The sequence below is a fragment of the Chryseobacterium barbadense genome (genome assembly GCF_042849955.1).
GTDB lineage: Bacteria > Bacteroidota > Bacteroidia > Flavobacteriales > Weeksellaceae > Chryseobacterium.
This window is the reverse complement of record NZ_BAAFHL010000001.1, coordinates 351,796-369,042: the sequence shown is the minus strand read 5'-3', so window position 1 is coordinate 369,042 and position 17,247 is coordinate 351,796. Positions and strand designations below refer to the sequence as shown.

Sequence of the window (17,247 nt, the reverse complement as noted above, 5' to 3'; positions counted from 1 at the left end):
TAGAAAATACGGTGTCATGCTAAACGGAGCAAAGCATTTTTATTAAATAACCAGTTCTGGTTAAGTAATTTAATATTCTATATTTATTTTAAACGCAAATGGTCGCAATATTAGTAAAAAGGATCATTTTTTTAGAACGCAAAGGCACTCTGTTCAGCAATTGTTAACAAAAGCCTTATCTTTAGTTGAGTGAACGCCGTTGCGAACGGAAAATATAGGCAGTAAAATTTACAGACCTTTGCGTACATCGTGTTTAAATAAAATCATTCTGTTTCTTAACCCGAACTCAGGTTAAATATTATTTACTTTTCTCTAAAAGCTGCTTTCTGTAATAGAACATAGGAACAATAAGCAAGATGATTACAGGTTGTATCACAAATCTTCTCATGTAAAAAGAGAAAAGATACCCTATTTCAAAGCGGTCGCTTATACAATACAGATAGATCGGAAAGGTAATGACAAAAACAATCGTTATCAGTAAAGTTCCTTGAATGGTCCACTCTTTATTTTTAAACAGGAAGTGAATAATCATACCGGAAAAAAACAAGTTGAGAAGAAACCGGAAAAGATGGTTTACAATCAGTTTTCCCCACTCAAACGGAGGAAAAGAAACAGTTTTATCGGCTTCATGAAAATACCCCAGAAAAGGATCATAGAACATTCTATCTTCAAATATTCTCACGCTGATAAGTCCTGCAATTCCTATTGCAACTAAGAACCAATTAAGAATTTTCATTTTTTAACGCGAAAAATTTAATCCATATCAGCCAAAGCAATACAACACTGCCATAAATAATAGCCGGGAAAACAAAGTCATGGGTCATCTTTCCATACTCCTTATAGTCCGTCATTACAATATTTAGTCCTGTAATTCTCAAGACGTTCATAATGTATAGTAAAACCAGGCTTACAAAAGCAAATACAAATGTTTGAGTACCTTTATAAAAAGCAAAAATAAAAGCCAGGAATAAGATCATTACCGAAACGGCATTACAACCCTCTACCATTCTCGTTGCGTAGACATTTTTCACATTGAACCAGACCTGCTCTTTCGGAACATCATCATACAATAGAGTTGTGTAACCCAATACATTCTGTACATGCTTCACCTGTTGTGCGATCAGTCTGGAAAATGGGTCAAGACCACTTGCCTTAAAGCTGTTCAGATAAAACTGATAGCCAAAAAGCAGCACCATATAAATGATGATGAATCTCAGTAAAATTCCCAGAACAGGCTTAAAATCCTTTAGCATATTACAAATATATAAATTTACTATATTTGTTTCCTACTATGAATTCTGAGAACGCAAAACGATTTTTTGAAAATTATACCGGTAAAAAATCTTCTGAGTTTATTACATTAGCTCAAAGCGGTTCCGCGAGGGTAAATTTTTTGGCAAAAGCTGAAAAGGATTATATTGTTACCTACAACGAAAATATCCTTGAAAATGAGAGCTTTTTCTACTTTTCAGAGATTTTTGAACATTTAAGTCTTAATACTCCTCGTATTTTTGCCATTTCCGACGATCGCAAAATCTATATCCAGGAATTTTTAGGGGAAAATACCTTTTCAGAGATCATTGCAAAAGAAGGCTTAACGGACCGGGTAAAAAACTTGGTAGGGCAAACTCTCCAAAAACTCTATCAATTACAAACCAAGACCGCCGGAAAAATTGATTACAGCAAAACTTTCGAGTATCAGAACTATGATGAATTACCGGTGACCCATGACCTGTATTACTTTAAAAACTTTGTTGCAGATGTCCTTGAGTTGGAATATCACAAATCTACCCTCCTCAAAGAATTCAAGAAAATAGCCTGCCTCATTGAAAGTCTGGAACCTACGGGTCTGATGATCCGTGACTTTCAGGCCAGAAACATTCTGGTAAACGATCAGGATGATGTTGCGTTCATTGATTATCAATCTGCCATGAAGGGGCCATTGATGTATGACGTAATCTCGTTTCTTTTCCAGGCTAAGGCCAACTTTCCGGAAGATTTTCAAAATGAAATGGTAAAGTTCTATATTCAACAGTTTGAAAATGAAAACATCCAAAATCAACTAAAAGCTTCGGTAAAACCGATTCAGATGATGAGATTTTTACAGGTTCTGGGAGCTTATGGATTTCGCGGGCTTATTCAGAGAAAACAACATTTCATCGCAAGTATTGAAAAAGGGATAGACAATATAACCCACTTTGCCCAATCATGGGAACAGATGAAAGAGTATCCAGAGCTTGAAAAAGTAATACAACAACTGGCTCTGGAACAGACCAGGTTAAAAATCGATTCAATTGTAAATAAATAAAGAATAGAATACCGGATAATGATCATTATAAGCAATTCAAATCGATCATCATTTATCAATAATCAATTATAATATATAACAATGTTACACGTAGACATACACAGTTTTTCATATAAAAAAGGGGGCATCCCCAAAGATGACTCCGGGAATGGTGGTGGTTTCACTTTTGATTGTAGGGGAATCCTGAATCCGGGAAGAATAGAAGAATACAAAAGTCAGACAGGGAATGACATCGGTGTTCAGGAGTTTCTGGAAACAAAAACTGAAATGCCTAAGTTTTTAGAACTGGTCAAAAGCATTATTTCCATTAACATTGATAATTATATTGACAGAGGATTTGAAAATCTTCAGATCAATTTCGGATGTACGGGCGGACAACACAGATCCGTCTACTGCGCGATAAAAATTGCTGAGTTTATTCAGGAAAAATACCCTGAAAGTACTGAAATCAGTCTTCATCATGATGAACAGCATCAACTTAATTATAAATGATAATTGATAAGATATAAATGAAAGCTTTAATTTTTGCAGCAGGAAAAGGAACACGCCTTAAGCCATTTACCGATCATCACCCAAAAGCATTGGCCAAAGTGAACGGTATTGCCTTACTGGAGAGAAACATTACTTACCTTAAGGACTTTGGAATCAAAGATTTCGTTATTAATGTGCATCATTTTGGAGATCAGATCGTCGATTTTCTTAAGAAAAATAATAACTTCGATTGCAACATTGAGATCTCCGATGAAACAGAGGAATTACTGGAAACCGGAGGTGGTTTGATTTTTGCTAGAAGATTCCTTGATCACGGAGAAGATTTCTTAATTATGAATGCTGATATCCTGACTAACCTTGATATCAACAGTCTGGTTCTTTATCACAAAAAGATGAAAGATTTTGCCACTTTAGCGGTTTCAGACAGGGAAAGTTCAAGAAAATTACTCTTCAATGATAATATGGTCTTAAGAGGGTGGCTGAATGTACAAACCGGAGAACAGAGGCTGGCGGAATTCAACAAAGGATTCAAAGCGCTGGCTTTCAGCGGAGTACACTGCATCAACCCTGTTATATTTGAAAAAATAAAAAGAACAGGCAAATTCTCTGTTATGGAAGAATATCTGGATCTTATGCATACGGAACATATTCATGGTTTTATGCATGAAAGTATTCTTATAGATGTGGGCAGACCGGAATCTGTAACAGAAGCCGAAAAACATTTTAAATAGTTGTACAAATGGAAATTGACGGAAGGGATGAAAGCTTAGTAAACCCGGAATTAGATATTAACGAAACAAAACTACATAACAGCTTCAGACAAAAAACATGGGATGAAACCATTACCAAAGACAGCTGGATGGTTTTCAAGGTGATGGCTGAGTTTGTGGATGGATATGAAAAATTAGCCAAAATAGGACCTTGTGTTTCTATTTTCGGTTCAGCACGCCTGCAGCCTGAAAGCAAATATTATCAGATGGCTGTGGAAATTGCTGAAAAAATTACCAAAATTGGTTTCGGAATTATTACCGGAGGTGGCCCGGGAATTATGGAGGCCGGAAATAAAGGAGCTTTCAATGCTACCGGAAAATCAATCGGGCTGAATATTGATTTACCGTTTGAACAACACTTCAATCCGTATATCAATAAAGTATACTCCATGAATTTTGATTACTTTTTTGTTCGAAAAGTAATGTTCGTTAAATATTCCCAGGGATTTATTGTAATGCCCGGTGGATTTGGAACTTTAGATGAGTTTACGGAAGCATTGACTTTAATTCAGACTAACAAAATAGGCAGGTTTCCTATTGTTCTCGTTGGTTCTGAATTTTGGAGCGGTTTGTTGGATTGGTTTAAAGCAACCTTATTAAAAGATGGCATGATCTCGGAAAAAGATCTGGATCTTTACCGTGTGGTAGACACGGCTGACGAAGCTGTAGCTCATATTAAGGCCTTTTATGATAAGTATTCTGTGAACGTAAACTTTTAATTGGCATATTATTTGTGACTTTATAAACAGCAAGCATGATTGTAAATCTATTAATTAAGATGAAAAAACTTTTATATATATCAGGAATTTTAACATTTTTTGTGTTAATGAGTTTCATGAATGTAGACTTTTTCTCCTCAATGACAAAAGTGGATTATATCGAAGGAAGCAAGACGTTGAAGTTTACTACAAAAATGAATACAAGTCATATTTCGGATGCTATCAAAATAAATCCTAATACAGCGGGGTTTGAAGCTGAAGTGAAAAAATATGTAAACAATAATTTTGATGTGTACGTCAATGGTTCTCCCAAGACTATAACTTTCACCGGAAGTCAGGTGAGCGGGGAAACTGTATGGGTGTATTTTGAAGCAGGAAGTGTATCCGATATCAATACCCTGAAAATTAAAAATACGATACTTTTGAGCGCTTTTCCAAAGCAGATCAATATTGTGAGTATTGCTTATAAAGGAAGCCAGAAAGTGATGAATTTCCAACGGGGAAAAGAATCCAATGAAGTTTCTTTTTAATGAATTTGAATTATAAAACCACTGCTCAGGCGGTGGTTTTTTTGTAGTGAAATATCCTGCCTTTATTGATAAAGTAAGCAACAATAAGATTAGGCACCCAGCATAACCAGGCAACAATAAGATACAAATTAAGAGGATCTTCTGTGATTGTTTTCAATAAAGGATACCAGATCCTGAGGGTTACTGCGGCAAAAGTACAGGCATAACTGTACGTCATGAAATCCCGGTGCTTATGAATATTACCTTTTTTAATGTATAAAACTGCTATTACAGTTGTTAGTAGCCAAATCAGCCCCAGACAGATAAATCCTAAAGCTGAAATCACACCCCCATTGGCATAAAACCCTATATAAATACCTGATATCGAGCTTATCATTACCGACCAAACATATATCTTCCCTATTATTTTGTGAAGCCTTATATGCCGGGTCCTAAATGTGTTCCCAAATTGCCTCCATCCAATAAAAAGAGACAATCCTCCAAAAATAATATGGGCAAAAAATGAAATTCTCCATACTACATTCTGCAAGACTTCCGGAAGCTTAGAGCTCAGGAAAGTATGCTTATGCTCAACAAATACATAGATTAGCGGATATGCTCCTATCAGTAAGGCAAAAATCCCGATAATAATAAATGAGAAATTCTTCATCATAAGAAACAGATTATCAATTAAGTTTCAGCAAAAATGAAGAATATGAGGGGATCATCTGTTCCATAATGTAAGGTGGAACTAATTTGAATGAAATTTATTCTATTGAAAATAAACCAATTACAAATCTCTCTCCTTTTGATTATTCCAAATTTACATTTTGGCTTTTTAAAAATTCCCTGGGCGAGCAATTCATGTATTTCCTGAAATTCCTGTTAAAAGATGTTTTAGAATTAAATCCACTTTCAAAAGCCAATGAAAGGATAGTGAATTTCTGATTTTCCGGTAAAACTGCAATTCTTTTGAATTCTTCAATTCTTTTCCGGTTGATATAATCATAAAAGTTTTTATTTTCAATGGAATTGATGGTCTGGGAAAGCGTATTCGGATGAACATTCAGCATTTCTGCCACCTGATTCAAGTTCAATTCCGGATCTTTAAAGATCTTTTCGGATTCCATTCTTTCATTAAGCTTTTGGTAGATTAATTGTAAAGACTTCTCACTTATAAGTGTCTTCTGATATTTTGCAGGTGCAACCTCAACATTCACCTTTTCTTCTTTCTCATGAATTTCTTGTATATCTGCCGGGTTCAATATACCTACCTTATTGATTCCAAAATATGCTGCCAGGACAATAAAAATAACTACTAATGTAAAAATGATCAGGTCGTTTTTCAAAAATACGGCTACCCAGATTAAAGCAATACTGACAATCAGGTAATAAGTCCAATTTAAATTGATTTTCTCAGTATTGGAAAACTGTTCAGAAATTTTCTTCTTGTATTCTCTTACTAAAAGGAAACTTAGTAATGTGTATACAACCCCGGAAACAAGAATCAGAATACTGACGTATTTTCTCAGGTCTTTATAGCCACATCCATTATTCCGGTAAACAGAAATTTTATCTACAGAAGGCAATCTAAAAAAATCAAATAAAGTGAAGTAAATGATCATAACGGGGATAAAATGAAGATATCCATAATATTTCAATTTGTTTTGGCGGGTAAGATTCAGAACATACAGATACAGCATAGGCCCATGGATCAGAGGAATAGGCACTTCCACTCCAAGAACATAGGGAAATCTCTCATACTCTCCCGAAAAAATGAATAAAAACAAAGCGAGATGTATTCCTATGATGAAGAACCATAGTGCCAATATGTAATCCGCCGTTACTTTTTTTCTCTTTCCTATAATGAGAATAGAGCAGAAAAAGGCGATAAATATTCCTGCTAAATAAAATATATAGGGCGTTGATAAAGGTTCCATTGAAAAAATCTGAAATCAGAGTCTGAATTTATCATTTTTTTCTCTTCAATCGCCTTGGTTCAATTAAATTATTTGTTAAACAATAAAAAATGCGGACTGAAAAAATCAGCCCGCATTCTTTATTATTAAAAGTCGATTATTGTGCCTTAATTTTGAAATCATCTACTTCCCATGTTGCCGCAGCAGAAGTTGTAGATGTATATTTAAATGCGATTCTTACGTTTTTACCTAAGAAAGCACTTAAGTTTACATTTCCAGAGCTCACCCAGTCTCCGAATGCACCTGTATTGGTATCAAGTGTTGCAGGAAGCAAAGTCCACACAGTAGTTGCAGGATCTCCTGTATAGTTTTCAGTAGCATATACCTGTAAAGCGTTTCCGGCATATCTAACGTCTGTTGTAAAGCTAACCGCCGCTTTTGTCTTACCTACTAAACTCACAGCTTTCGAGATCAGCCAGTCTTCATTAGCATTATTTCCTGAAGCAAAACCGTTCATTATAGCATAATAATTGGTTCCGTTTCCTTGGTTAGATGTTCCCCAAACCTGGTTCCCTGTTACACTTTTAGTTGTCCAGTCTGCACTGAATCCACCAGCAGCGAAGTTATCATTGTAAATTACCGGAAGTGGCGTATAAATAGTCCCGTCACATCTAGGTTCATCTAAATCGGCCCCTAAAATATCTGTAATCCATAATTGGTAGGTTCCGTTGAATACACTTAAAATAGCGTATACATCCCCTTTTCCCGCTTCTATAATATTTCCGGCAAAGTCTGCAAAGTTGCTTGTTCTTAAAATAATTGTATTTCCGGCACAATCCTGAAGGGTTCTGTTGGTTGCAGCTGTTCCGGCATACGTTTTTTCTAAGTCTCCTTCGATAAACTGTAAATCTTTAATTTTAACCCATTTCCCCACATCACCTGCAGTGAATTGAGTAATGGTTTTCTCTGTAGGCACTACAGCTGTTGCAGGCTTATTAGAATCAAAGAAATATTTGTATACATCTGCTTCTGCTATTCTACCTACAACTCCGCTGAAAGGCGAACCTATCTGGAGTTCCCCGTTTACCGCTCCTACATAGAGATTTTTAAGCTTGATATATACTTCTTTACCTACTGCAAATCTTGCATCGTTGTATAAATCTGCTTTATCAATGTTTACTCTGATCCCTCCTGTTGCATCTTCAACGTAGATATATTTGAAAAGATTCCCTGTTTTATCATTGGCAGTTACCTTGGCTTTTAATACAAAGTCACCTGTAATTAAGTTAAGTGGGTTGGAAGTAGACAATTGTTTAACTTCTGCAACTGTTTTTGGGGTTAGCCCTGCATCGCTATATTGACAAGGATTGGCAGCAATACCGTCCAGACGTGGGAAATTATTCATATCAAGGTCTGTTACCTTGTTGATGTACATTTGGTATGTAGAGTTGAATTTGCTGTAAATTCCCACAAATTTACCGTTTCCGGCAGGCATGATCTGGTTCGCAAATGAAGCAAAACCACTGTTCCTTACTACTCTTGCTGTAGTTGTACTGGCATCTCTGATCTGTCTGTCTACCGTTACACCACTAGGTGCATAGTTGGTACATAATATCCTGCTGTCGAATTCAGCATTATTCACCTGAATCAGACATCCTAAATACTGATCGTTTGCGGTAACCATCTGAGCTAAAGTCATTACTTTAGGTACAATTTTCTCTCTGATAGAGCAAGATCTGAAAACACGAGCAGGAACAAGCTTTTCAGAGATTCTTGCTACAGCATTTGTAGCAGTGGAAGCAGGATCTTTAACCCCTAACTGCACTACATTTCCGTAAGTTCCTACCGCTAACCCGGCCAGTTTGATATATATTTTTGACCCCTGCGGGTATTGCGTATAAGTACTTACCATATCTACACTGATAGTAAATCCTTGTGTAGGATTTTCCGGTTTATCCTGGATGTAGATGGTCTTATAAATGTTTCCGGTTTCGTCTGTTGAAGACACATACCCTTCGATAATATCCTGAGAATCATCAGGGAAAACAAAGGCCGTATTAGGAGCTGTGCTGGCAAATTTAGCCTTTACCTGAGCAAGAGTCATCGTTGCTGTAAGATCCGCACATTGAAAGTCGCCAACGCCCGGCTCATCATATTTATCATCATGTACACATCCCGTGATAACCAGAGAAGCGAAAACGATGAAAATATATTTGAAAATTGAATTATATTTTTTCATAAATAGTAGTTTAGAATCTTAAATAAACATTGGTAAAGAATGTAGTTCCTCTGTCATACCACAATTTTGGAGCAAAAGAAGGATATTGCTTTTGTGAATCGACAAAGGCATCAGGGAAGTTAACATTTCTACCCTGTTCAAATCCACCCGTAACATAGTCTCTGTTATTAAGAATGTTATTTACTGAAACACTAATTCCCATTCTGTATTTTCCGATTAAGAATGATTTTCCTGCGTTAGCATTCAGCATAAACTGGTTATCGAACTTCTTTTGTTGTAGTAATGGTGCAACATTTTCTGGTGTAGCCGCCGGATAAGAAACCCCTGCACTGGTAGTACCTGCCTGATAAGGATCTCCGGTTGCAGGATCTATATAAAAATATGGCGTCTTATTTAATGCAGAGAAATCCAGGTACTGATCCATTAAATAGTTAGCAGAAGCTCCTATCCACCAGTATTTTGGTGAATTATACTTCAGTCCGAAGGAAAATGCTTTCTGAGGCGTCCCGGCTACTTTATAATTTTTAATATTGGCTTTCCCCCAGAAATCAGCGCTTCTGAACTCGTTGATATCATCAAAGGTAGCCACATCAGGGTTATTGGTATACTTATATTCTCCAATACTTGCTACACCCACTGCATTTAAGGTTGGTGTGATTTTTAGGTCAAACCCTAATTCAGCTCCGATGTATCTCTTATTAGCTCCTGTCAGAGCCTCATTAACCAATGTACTCAAAGAAGTTCCAAAAGTTCCTTCTACATCGGCATAATATCTCGCAATTTCAGTGGCGTTGTTGATGGTTGTATAGTAACCTGATAATCTAAGCTTTAAGATTTGTCCTCTTAAAATATAACTTAATTCGTTGGAATTGATCATCTGGTTTTTCACTCCCGGAGTTACAAAATCCACTACCCTTGGGTTGATATAGATTTCATTAAGAGTTGGAGCCAAACTAAAGAATGCTCCATTATAGACGATAAAGTTCTTACCATTGATCTTGTAAGTAACTCTAGCTTTAATCCCTGCATCCAATGCATCATAAATAGCACTCTTGCCTTTGGAGTTATTCTGGAACCTGAAACTTCTGAAGTCCCCTTCCCTTTGAGCTTCTGAATAAGAAGAGAAAATAGATGCCATTACATTCCATTTGGTGAAATCTATTTCTGATGAAACGTTTAAGGCATAGTTATTTCTTGTCAGCTCATAAGAATATTGAGTTCTGTCTCCTTCTCTAACTTCTACGTTCGGATCATCAATATTATATTTTACATCACCATCAAAAGCATTTAAGTTATTGGCAAAATTAGCCCCTAGTAAATCTTTAATTCTTCTGAAGTTATCTGATTTTAAATTCTGGTAATTGAAATTGATATTCAATTTCCAGTTATCTTTCAATCTCGTATCAAAATGAGAAGCAAAATTAAAGGTTTTATCTTTGTTTACGTCTTCTACTACAGTGTAAACGGCTCCTCTCGGTTTACCGTTCATATCTGTAAGGTTCAGATAATTAGCCTGATAAAGGGAAGTCCAATCTATCTGTGCATTTTCTCTGAACTCATCGGCCGTATAAATTCCATAGCTAGGTAATTTTCTGTAATAAGTCGGATTAGGATCTGGTGCATGGAACCAGTCTAATCTGCTTCTTGCATCGCTTCCGAACTGGTAGGAAACCGTATTTGTCCAATTGGAGTTCTTACCTATTTTAAGGTAATCTGTCAACATAAAGATCGGCTCAAATACATTCCTTATTCTTGAATTTCTTTTCTCCCCATCTTGCCATCCCCAGTAAGAGTTATAGTTTTTACCCATGATATCATACACTTCCTGCGTGTTCGGAGAATTGGATGCCCTGTAGGTAGGAGATCCGAAACCTGTGAAGTTGATCGAGTGCCTGTCGCTGAATTTCTTTTCTATAGATGCAAAATAGGCATAAGCATCCTGATAAACCCCATCAAGTATTGCTCTGTCGCCCCATCTTCTGCTCGCAGAAAGGGTAACAGCCCAACCATCTTTGGTTAAACCGGAAGAGTAGGTGGCCATTGCTCTGTGCAAATAGCTTCTGTTGGTGAATGAATATGCTAAGGAAGTTTGTTTTCTATACGAAGAAGCTCTGGTATTGTAATAAACAACACCGCCCAAATTACCGAATGTATATTCGGAAGGCGTGATGTTATCTACATTTTCATAAGGATACCTTGTTACGTCATTCAAACCACCCCAGTTGCTGAAATCAATTCTTCCGTCATCATTCTTAGACATCGGCACCCCATTGAAAACCACATCCTCAAATCTGTTATCTACACCTCTTGGTCTAAACCAATATGCACCTAATTCAAAAGCTGATACATTTTGGAATGCATCTCTCCCTGAACTTAAGAGCCCTACCGTAGGCTGCATCGCAGAACCGCCGTCTTCGGTATCATTCGCGGAATCATCAATCACAACTACTCCGGCATCACTTCCCACGCTATAATTTAGTGTAATGACTCCCAGGTCTTTTCTTTTTTCACCTGCTGTTACATCAAACTCTACAATCTTAGATTCGAAGCTTGGCCTTGTAACTGTAATCAGATAATGGCCAGGTTGTAAATCCACAAATTGGAAGTATCCAATTTTATCTGCGGTCACATCATTGCTGGATTGCGCAAGATCTACTTCTGCTCTCTCCAAAGGCTTACCATCCTGATCCTTAACGTACGCATACACTGTGGTTTGCGCAAAATAATAAGATGCAGGCAATAATGTAAATAAAGAGATTAGGGATAGTTTTTTAATCATAATAAACTTATTTTTAGCTCCTTCTTTAATTAAGGGGCAACAAATTTAGAACTATTTTCATTAACACAAACATTTTTAGCAACTTATTCTATTAATTTTTCTTAACCTGTGGTACATCTTTTAAAAATACCACCTGTTTATCATGAATAGTGAAAAAATATCTATTAAATATTTTTAATCTTAATTCTTATAATAAATTAGTAATTTTACCCCCTCATTTTTATTTTGAATATACTAAGAATATGAAAAAATATCTAATAATTGCAGCAGTATTTTGCTTTGGCTTTACTTTTTCCCAACAAAAGCAGGTAAGAAGAGCTGCAGTAGCTTTCCTCAATGTGGAAAACCTTTGGGATACGATTCCCTCTGCCGATTATATAGACGGAACACTTCCTGTTTCTAATCCTAAATTTCACAGAAGTGTCCCGGTAGATTCCTTAAAGCATCTACAGACTACTGAAGATTATAAAGGAGAATGGAGCGATGAGCTTTTGATCGGAAAAAAAGTGATCCGTCATCAGATCCTGGCGGAGGATTTCACGGCAAACAGTCCTAAAAGATGGGGAACTAAATACTACAACCAGAAATTGGCTAATGAAGCTAAAGTAATTTCAGAACTGGGAAGACAATACACCAATGACAACCCTGCTATCTGCGGACTTATAGAAGTGGAAAACAGAAAGGTTATTGAAGACCTTATCAAGCAACCGGCATTGGCGAAAAGCAATTATGGAATTGTTCATTTCAACTCTTATGATGCCAGAGGTATTGATGTAGCCATCATTTATCAGAAAAGCAGATTTTCAGTTTTAAATTCTTACAAAAAGGAAGTAAAAATCTTTGATGAAGACGGCAAAAGAGAATATACCAGGGATATTGTTATCGCAATCGGATTACTGGATGGTGAAAAAGTAGCCGTTTTTATGAATCACTGGCCATCGAGAAGAGGTGGCGAAGCCATTTCACAGGCAAAAAGAAATGCTGCAGCTACTGTTTTAAAGAACGAAATGGATAAAGTAATCGCAGAGAATCCGGGTATTAAAACTTTCGCAATGGGGGATTACAATGATGATCCTGTAAGCCCGAGTTTGAAAAAACACTTAAGCGCCGTGGGCGATCCTAGTGAATTATCAGACAAATACCCTTATTATAATCTGATGTACAAATTATACAAAGCGGGAGTTGCTTCTTTAGCCTACAGAGATGCTCCAAACTTATTTGATCAGATCATCGTTTCAAAAAATTTATATTCCCCGGAAAAGCTTACTCCAACCTATACCATCTATAAGGCGGAAATTTATGCTCCTTCCTATCTAGTAAACAAAGAAGGACAATGGAAAGGATATCCCTTCCGTTCCTGGGACGGTGACCGGTTTACCGGAGGATACAGTGACCACTTCCCTGCGGTTTCTGTAGTTCAGAAAGAATATGTGAAAAAATAAAGAAAGGCACTCTTATTGGAGTGCTTTTTTATTATTAATCTCCAGGATATGAAAAATTTAATTGTAATACTATCTCTTGCATATATTTCTTTGAGTTGCCAGTCTCAGACCAACCCTAAAAGTGAGCAGGAGAAATCGGAAATCAAACCGTCAAAAAATGAAGACGGAGAATGGGATATCACAGTACTGGATACCCAGTTTGATTATTTTCTGAACGCCATTGCAAAACCTGTCAATCAATATTCCGAACCTTATTTAAAAAGTAAAAACGCAATATTGGTAAGTGAGTGGAATTCCTATTATTTTTCAGGAAGGTATAGAAATATTGTGGAGTCCTCCATTGATTATGATCCCAGAGAGAACTACGGACTCAAATTCGAATATAAACTATACCAGGTTTTTGTTTTTGTGAACTGGAAATATAAGCTTCGCCTGAACGGGCTTTCAGGAAGTGATGCTTTCATAAGGTAAAACAAAAAAGGTTCAGAATTCTGAACCTTTTATATTGTATACACTTAAAGTTAAGATTTAATATATTTCATAATCACCTTAGAAACTGTAACAATAGCCAGCAAAGCAAAACAGCTTATTGCCGCAACCGAAAAAACAAATTCAAAATTCCTGTTAAGATTTGAAAATTTAAAAAACAGGAAAAGGAATAAAGACAGCATTGCTATCATTCTCAATGTCTGAATATATACTTTCATAGGTCATAAATAGTTTTTCCATCTATATAAAAATCAACAAAAAAGGTCCGGAATACTCCAGAACCTTTTTGCTTTTTATATAGCTTATAATTATTTGTTGAATAATTCCTCTACTTTATCCCAGTTTACTACTTCAAAGAAAGCAGCCACATAATCAGGTCTTCTATTCTGGTAATTTAAATAATAAGCATGTTCCCAAACATCCAGTCCTAACACCGGAGTTCCTTTAACATCCGCAACAGGCATTAAAGGGTTGTCCTGGTTTGGAGTGGAGGAAACAGATACAGATCCATCTTCATTTTTAATCAGCCACGCCCATCCTGATCCGAATCTTGTTTTAGCAGCTTCAGAAAAATCGGTTTTAAATTTTTCCAATCCACCGTAGTTTTCAATAGCAGCTTTTACATTTCCTACCGGCTCTTTGCTACCTCCCGGAGTTAAAATTTCCCAGAATAAAGAGTGGTTGAAGTGCCCTCCGCCGTTATTTCTTACAGCCGGCTTATCTGTTCCTGTCTGGCAGATTTCTTCTATGCTTTTCCCTGCTAGGTCTGTGCCTTCAATTGCCTTGTTTAAATTATCTATATAAGCCTGGTGATGCTTGGTATGGTGAATTTCCATAGTTCTCGCGTCAATAGTCGGCTCTAATGCATCATAAGCATATCCTAGTTTTGGTAATTCAAATGACATAATGTTGATTGTTTTAATGTTAATATTCAAATTTAGCCATTATTTAAGCTATTATCAAAAACTGGGGATTACTTTAATAAATCTTTAACATTGATATTTTGATTAAGAATGAATTAAAATTAAAAAGGTTGGAAGATAGAAGTCAAAAACTGGAAGTTAACAGTGTCTTTCATACTCAATTCCAACTTATATCATAAAAAAAGCACGGAATATTCATCCCATGCTTCATTAACAAAGTTAAATTATTTATTTGTTCATAGACATCAGGAATTCCTCATTATTAAGAGTTCCTTTGATGTTTTTATCTACAAATTCCATGGCCTCCACAGGATTCATTTCAGAAAGATATTTTCTTAAGATCCACATTCTCTGGGAGGTTACCTCATCCAGAAGTAAATCGTCTCTACGGGTACTTGATGCAACCAGATCAATGGCAGGATAAATTCTTCTGTTGGCAATTTTTCTGTCCAGCTGAAGTTCCATGTTTCCGGTTCCTTTGAATTCTTCGAAGATTACCTCATCCATTTTAGAGCCCGTGTCAATAAGGGCTGTCGCAATAATGGTTAATGAACCTCCGCCTTCAATTTTTCGCGCCGCTCCGAAGAATCTTTTCGGCTTATGAAGAGCATTGGCATCCACCCCTCCTGAAAGAACCTTTCCAGAGGCCGGCGTTACGGTATTATAAGCTCTTGCCAATCTGGTGATGGAGTCCAGTAAAATAACTACATCGTGTCCGCACTCAACCATTCTTTGAGCTTTCGCTAAAACCAGGTTGGCTACTTTCACGTGCTTTTCTGCTGCCTCATCAAATGTAGATGCAATAACCTCTGCATTGACGCTTCTTTCCATATCGGTAACTTCTTCAGGACGTTCATCAATGAGAAGGACCATCATATATACTTCCGGGTGATTGGCTGCAATAGAGTTCGCAATATCTTTCAGCAACATGGTTTTACCGGTTTTAGGCTGGGCAACGATCATCGCTCTCTGTCCTTTTCCGATAGGTGCAAAAAGATCTACAACCCTGGTAGAAACCGTGGAGCCTCTGCCTGCAAGGTTAAATTTCTCTTCCGGGAAAAGCGGTGTTAAATATTCAAATGCAACACGATCTTTAATAAATGCCAGATCACGTCCGTTAACCTCTGTTGGTTTTAATAAGGAAAAATATTTCTCTCCTTCTTTGGGCAATCTTACGATCCCTTTTACGGTATCGCCTGTTTTCAGTCCAAAATTTCTGATCTGTGCTGTAGAAACATACACATCGTCAGGAGATGAAATATAGCTGAAATCCGAAGAACGCAAGAATCCGTAATTATCCGGTAATATTTCCAGTACCCCTTCAATACTTACCATACCATCGAAATTGAACTCTTTTTTCTGTTCAGTTTCTTCCTGTCTTTCAGGTTGTCTGTTCTGGTTTTGATTTTGGTTAGGATTTTTATTCGGATTACCGCTGTTGTGCGGATGGTTTTGGCCTTTTTGAGGTCTCGGCTGAGACTGAGATTGGATTGGCTTTTCTTCTATAGGAGCAGGTTCCTGAGATTCTGTGTTTTTAGGGGCTTCTGTTTTTTCCGGAAGCGCTTCTGTGTTGTTTGCTGTGGCAGAAACTCTTTTTCTTTTCTTCTTGGCCGATCCTGTATTGGAAGTTTCTGATGTTGTTGTTTCAGCTTTTATGCCTTCCGGCCTTGCCTGTTCAGAAACAATTTCTTTTTCTATTGCTTGTGCTTTCTCTTCTGCATTGGCTTTTGTTTCCTCCGGAGCTTTGGCTTCAGGTTTTGGCTTGACTGCCGTTTTTTTCGGAGCAGCCTTTTTAACGGGTGCTTTTGTTGGTTTTTCCGCCGGAGATTCTACTGCAGCCACAGTGGTTTCTGTAGCATTGAAGTAATCTTTTGCGACTTTAGGGTTAGAAGCCTGAAAATCAAGAATTGCAAAGATTTTATCATTCTCATTGCTGTTTCTTGCAACTTTAACGCCTAAATCCTTCAAGATTTTAGTCAGTTCCGTTACGGATTTTGACCTTAACGTTTCTAGGTTAAACATATTTGTATGTAAAAATGTAATTAATTGTGAATAAGAAAAGTAAGTCCGGTGACTTTGGTTTTCAAGTACATTGTATAATGCAAATCTACACTTATTTTTGAATTGTGCAAAATTTATATTATTTTTGCCAGGAATTTACTATTCAATGCTACAAAGAATACAGACTATATGGGTTTTTCTGGCAGTTTTAGCTGCTGTTTTTCTTTTTGTTACAGGACAGGATGTTGCTGTTTTCGGCACTATTCCCGTAATAAATATTGCCTGTGTGGTGCTTGTTTTGATAGGATTGTTCAGTTTGTTCAGCTTTAAAAACAGAAAAAGACAAATTCTGCTGAATAACATCAGCATAATTATAAACGCTTTGTTGATTGGTGTATTGGCGTACTGGTTACTCAATTTATCCGGAGGAATTCAATTTCCTGAGAAGGGTATTGAGCCAATTTTCCCATTGATCGCGGTAATTTGCTTGTCTATTGCAAATGTATACATCCGCAGAGATGAGAGGCTCGTAAAATCTGTAGACAGACTTCGATAACCTTACAACGATTTTTTGAGTGAGAACAGCTTCTTTTAAGGAGCTGTTTTTTTATTTTGCAGACTCTGGCAGCTTTGCATACCGTAAGAGTAGAGGTCGTA

Annotated in this window: 16 protein-coding genes; 8 read left to right on the top strand and 8 right to left on the bottom strand. The window is 36.8% G+C overall.

From position 1 onward, the window contains the following. Window positions 1-298: 298 nt before the first annotated feature. A complete protein-coding gene (locus ACGHIN_RS01755; RefSeq protein ID WP_390450294.1) occupies window positions 299-736 on the bottom strand; it encodes an exosortase F system-associated membrane protein in 438 nt (145 codons plus the stop codon). After that, window positions 723-1,253, bottom strand: a complete 531-nt coding sequence (xrtF, locus tag ACGHIN_RS01750; protein ID WP_390450293.1) for an exosortase family protein XrtF — start codon at window positions 1,251-1,253, stop codon at window positions 723-725. The genes ACGHIN_RS01755 and xrtF overlap by 14 nt, the downstream gene beginning before the upstream one ends. Before the next feature lie 38 nt (window positions 1,254-1,291). On the opposite strand from xrtF, the gene ACGHIN_RS01745 reads away from it, so the two are divergent. From ACGHIN_RS01745 to ACGHIN_RS01725, 5 genes are all read left to right on the top strand, one after another. Then, window positions 1,292-2,308 carry an aminoglycoside phosphotransferase family protein gene (locus ACGHIN_RS01745; protein ID WP_390450292.1) on the top strand — a complete coding sequence of 339 codons (1,017 nt, stop codon included), beginning with the start codon at window positions 1,292-1,294 and terminating at the stop codon, window positions 2,306-2,308. A gap of 81 nt (window positions 2,309-2,389) precedes the next feature. After that, window positions 2,390-2,800, top strand: a complete 411-nt coding sequence (locus ACGHIN_RS01740) for a RapZ C-terminal domain-containing protein (RefSeq protein ID WP_390450291.1) — start codon at window positions 2,390-2,392, stop codon at window positions 2,798-2,800. 17 nt (window positions 2,801-2,817) lie between these two features. Then, window positions 2,818-3,531: a nucleotidyltransferase family protein gene (locus ACGHIN_RS01735; protein ID WP_390450290.1), complete on the top strand. Its 714-nt coding sequence runs from the start codon at window positions 2,818-2,820 to the stop codon at window positions 3,529-3,531. Between the two features lie 8 nt (window positions 3,532-3,539). Then, complete coding sequence (locus ACGHIN_RS01730) at window positions 3,540-4,289, top strand: LOG family protein (RefSeq protein WP_390450289.1); 750 nt, start codon at window positions 3,540-3,542, stop codon at window positions 4,287-4,289. A 59-nt stretch (window positions 4,290-4,348) separates the two neighbouring features. Further along, window positions 4,349-4,819 (top strand): DUF6702 family protein, encoded by a 471-nt coding sequence (locus ACGHIN_RS01725; protein ID WP_390450288.1) that lies wholly within the window; start codon window positions 4,349-4,351, stop codon window positions 4,817-4,819. Window positions 4,820-4,844: 25 nt separating this feature from the next. Here ACGHIN_RS01725 and ACGHIN_RS01720 read toward each other — a convergent pair whose 3' ends face one another. The 4 genes from ACGHIN_RS01720 to ACGHIN_RS01705 form a co-directional block, all read right to left on the bottom strand. Beyond that, window positions 4,845-5,471 (bottom strand): DUF2306 domain-containing protein, encoded by a 627-nt coding sequence (locus ACGHIN_RS01720; protein ID WP_390450287.1) that lies wholly within the window; start codon window positions 5,469-5,471, stop codon window positions 4,845-4,847. A gap of 139 nt (window positions 5,472-5,610) precedes the next feature. Beyond that, on the bottom strand, window positions 5,611-6,738 hold the full coding sequence (locus ACGHIN_RS01715) for a helix-turn-helix domain-containing protein (RefSeq protein WP_390450286.1): 1,128 nt from the start codon (window positions 6,736-6,738) through the stop codon (window positions 5,611-5,613). 136 nt (window positions 6,739-6,874) lie between these two features. Continuing rightward, window positions 6,875-8,956, bottom strand: coding sequence for a DUF5689 domain-containing protein (locus tag ACGHIN_RS01710; RefSeq protein WP_390450285.1), 2,082 nt, complete (start codon window positions 8,954-8,956; stop codon window positions 6,875-6,877). A 10-nt stretch (window positions 8,957-8,966) separates the two neighbouring features. Next, a complete protein-coding gene (locus ACGHIN_RS01705; RefSeq protein ID WP_390450284.1) occupies window positions 8,967-11,735 on the bottom strand; it encodes a carboxypeptidase regulatory-like domain-containing protein in 2,769 nt (922 codons plus the stop codon). Window positions 11,736-11,977: 242 nt separating this feature from the next. Between ACGHIN_RS01705 and ACGHIN_RS01700 the strand changes: the two genes are divergently transcribed. Both ACGHIN_RS01700 and ACGHIN_RS01695 read left to right on the top strand, forming a co-directional pair. After that, the gene (locus ACGHIN_RS01700; protein WP_390450283.1) at window positions 11,978-13,177 is read left to right on the top strand and encodes an endonuclease/exonuclease/phosphatase family protein; all 1,200 of its coding nucleotides are present in this window, start codon (window positions 11,978-11,980) and stop codon (window positions 13,175-13,177) included. 48 nt (window positions 13,178-13,225) lie between these two features. Further along, window positions 13,226-13,648: a DUF6146 family protein gene (locus ACGHIN_RS01695; protein WP_390450282.1), complete on the top strand. Its 423-nt coding sequence runs from the start codon at window positions 13,226-13,228 to the stop codon at window positions 13,646-13,648. A 326-nt stretch (window positions 13,649-13,974) separates the two neighbouring features. Here the strand turns inward: ACGHIN_RS01695 and ACGHIN_RS01690 are convergent, their stop codons facing one another. Next, window positions 13,975-14,571: a superoxide dismutase gene (locus tag ACGHIN_RS01690; RefSeq protein WP_390450281.1), complete on the bottom strand. Its 597-nt coding sequence runs from the start codon at window positions 14,569-14,571 to the stop codon at window positions 13,975-13,977. A gap of 246 nt (window positions 14,572-14,817) precedes the next feature. After that, window positions 14,818-16,611, bottom strand: a complete 1,794-nt coding sequence (gene rho / locus ACGHIN_RS01685) for a transcription termination factor Rho (RefSeq protein WP_390450280.1) — start codon at window positions 16,609-16,611, stop codon at window positions 14,818-14,820. A 145-nt stretch (window positions 16,612-16,756) separates the two neighbouring features. Between rho and ACGHIN_RS01680 the strand changes: the two genes are divergently transcribed. Beyond that, the gene (locus tag ACGHIN_RS01680; RefSeq protein WP_390450279.1) at window positions 16,757-17,146 is read left to right on the top strand and encodes a DUF4293 family protein; all 390 of its coding nucleotides are present in this window, start codon (window positions 16,757-16,759) and stop codon (window positions 17,144-17,146) included. Window positions 17,147-17,247 lie beyond the last annotated feature (101 nt).